Origin of the sequence: Rhodococcus chondri, from assembly GCF_036327435.1 — a bacterium.
GTDB lineage: Bacteria > Actinomycetota > Actinomycetes > Mycobacteriales > Mycobacteriaceae > Rhodococcus > Rhodococcus chondri.
Genome location: NZ_JAUZMZ010000318.1, coordinates 1 through 2,609 on the forward strand (window position 1 = coordinate 1; position 2,609 = coordinate 2,609).

Sequence of the window (2,609 nt, forward strand, 5' to 3'; positions counted from 1 at the left end):
AGGCGCAGCAGATCGATCAGATACTTCTGCGGAGTGGACAGTGTCACCGCCTCGTGCAGGCCCCGCTCCTGCACCTGGGCCACGACACGGGCATCGAGGCCGTCCAGTCGGCGCCGCACCGTCTCGGCGGTCTGCAGCACCCGCGTGATCTGCTCGTCGGACAGCGCGGTGAGATCGAGGGCGCAGAATGCGTCGGTGGCCGCGACGATGCCGTCGACCTGCTCGAACCCCCCCGTCGAACTCATGTACGAATCGTACCCATATTCGAACGTATGTGTGAATGTTTTCCGCGTGGCACTTGATCTCGACGGCGACGGAGACGATCCCCCACGGTTGCGCGCGTCGTACCGTACGACCATGACCGAGATCAGCCCGCTCGACGATGCGGGTTCCCCGTGACCGCGACCGTCTTCGTCGTCGGTGTGCTCGTGCTGGCGCTCGCAGTCGCAGGCATCACGGCAGTGTGGCTGCGTACCCGGCGTGTCGTGACCACCCCGGCCGAACGCGCCGTCCACGCGACCCTGCACACCGCATCGCTCGCGGCACGGCCGTTACGCGGCGGTCTGGATGCGACGTCGGCGACCGAAGCCGCGCCGCACCTGCGGATGCTCCTCGCCGAGGCGCAGGCCGTCGCGCTGATCGACATCGACGGCACCCTCCTCGCCTGGGACGGGCCGTTCGAGGCGTTGTCGGACCAACTGCTCGACGCCGCTGCCCGCGCCGTCGCCGGGAAAAGGCGGGTGCTCGTCGGTCACCGCGACCTGGTGCGCGGGCCGGAGGACTTCGCCGCACGCGCGCTGATCGCGCAGCCACTCGTGATCGAGGAGGTCGGTGTGGCCGGGGTGCTCGGAGTCGTGACCACCACCGAACCCGGCCCGGCGCTGCTCGGCGCGATCACCGAGGTGGCGCGCTACGCGTGCAGCCAACTCGAACTTGCCGAACTCGACGCGTCCCGCGCACGTCTCGACCGCGCCGAAGTGCGGGCGCTGCGCGCCCAGATCAGCCCCCACTTCATCTACAACGCGCTCAATACGGTCGCGTCGTTCGTGCGCACCGATCCGGACCGGGCCCGCGAGCTGCTGCTCGACTTCGCCGACTTCACCCGCTATTCGTTCCGAGCCACCGGCGAATACACGTTGCTCGCCGAAGAGCTTCGCAACATCGACCGGTACCTGACGCTCGAACGAGCCCGGTTCGGCAACTCGCTCGAGGTGAGGCTGCAGGTTGCGCCCGAGGTTCTGAACGTGGCACTGCCGTTCCTGGCGTTGCAGCCGCTGGTGGAGAACGCGGTCCGGCACGGCATCGCAGGCAAGTCCACCCGGGCGGGCACGATCACGATCGTCGCTGCCGACGAGGGCACCGACTGCGTGATCAGCGTCGAGGACGACGGGGTAGGGATGGACCCGGAACTGTTGCGTTCGGGCACACTCGACGCGATCGCCGAGGGCGCCCACGGCGGGGTCAAGGAATCGGCGCACGTCGGGTTGGCCAATGTCGACGACCGATTGCGAGCAGCGTTCGGCAACGATTACGGCCTGGTGGTCGAAACCGCGCCCGGAGCGGGCACGAAGGTCAGCATGCGTGTGCCGAAGTTCCGGGCGGGTATCCGTCCGTGACCGTCATCTACCGTGGCACGATAGGTCCGCCGTGAACGACACCACAGACCTCCTCACCGTATTGGCCGTCGACGACGAACCGCCCGCCCTCGACGAGCTGGCATACCTGCTGCGTGCGCGCGGAGAAATCGCGCACGTGCACACCGCGGGCGACGCCACCACCGCCCTGCGGTTGCTGCGTGACGGCGGCATCGACGCGGTGTTCCTCGACATCAACATGCCGGGTCTGGACGGTCTGGAACTCGCGGGGATCTTGCGGAACTTCGCGACTCCACCTGCCGTCGTGTTCGTGACCGCGCACGACGATCGCGCGGTGTCCGCATTCGATCTCGGTGCCGTCGACTACGTCCTCAAACCGTTGCGGGAGGAGCGTCTCGCCGAAGCGGTGCGGCGCATCGTCGAGCGTCGACGTTCGAGCGGAGGCGCGCCCGCGGAACCGGGCGGCGACGAGGTGATCCCCGTCGAACTCGGGGGTGTCACGACATTGGTGCCGCGCTCGTCGGTGCGCTGGGTGGAGGCGGACGGCGACTACGCCCGGCTGCACACCGCGACAGGGTCACACCTGGTGCGTATCCCGCTCTCGACGCTCGAGAGCCGCTGGGCGGATGCGGGATTCCTGCGCGTGCACCGTTCGTATCTGGTGTCGCTGCCGCTCGTGACGGGAATTCGCAGTNTCGGCTCGGGGCTCGTGGTGTGTCTGCGGACCGACCCCGGCAAGCCGGCTGTCGAACTTCCGGTGAGCCGCCGGCATACCCGTCAGCTCAAGGATCGGCTGATCCGCGGGCCCATGCAGTCGTGGACGTCGCGATGACCCCCTGGATGCTGCGATGAGCACGGTTCCTCCGCAGAAACCGGCGGGTGGCGTGCCGCAGCGGCAGCGTGTGGTGCTCGCGCAGCGTCACGGTGCTCGCATGGTGCGCACCCGTGTCGAGGTGCAGCAGCAGACCGAGGTCGGCGACGCGATGGTGCGCGGGCTGGTGCGCGCTCAGCTCG

At 68.6% G+C, this 2,609-nt stretch carries 2 protein-coding genes and 1 pseudogene; 2 read left to right on the forward strand and 1 reads right to left on the reverse strand.

The window, feature by feature from the left end; all coding sequences use genetic code 11:
• A pseudogene (locus Q8814_RS25605) lies at positions 1-245 on the reverse strand (hypothetical protein); the annotation flags it as partial.
• Positions 246-395: 150 nt separating this feature from the next.
• On the opposite strand from Q8814_RS25605, the gene Q8814_RS25610 reads away from it, so the two are divergent.
• Together Q8814_RS25610 and Q8814_RS25615 are read left to right on the forward strand one after the other, a co-directional pair.
• Positions 396-1,616: a sensor histidine kinase gene (locus Q8814_RS25610; RefSeq protein ID WP_330154754.1), complete on the forward strand. Its 1,221-nt coding sequence runs from the start codon at positions 396-398 to the stop codon at positions 1,614-1,616.
• 31 nt (positions 1,617-1,647) lie between these two features.
• Entirely contained in the window at positions 1,648-2,427 is a 780-nt protein-coding gene (locus tag Q8814_RS25615; protein WP_330154755.1) for a LytR/AlgR family response regulator transcription factor, read from the forward strand.
• Positions 2,428-2,609: the final 182 nt, after the last annotated feature.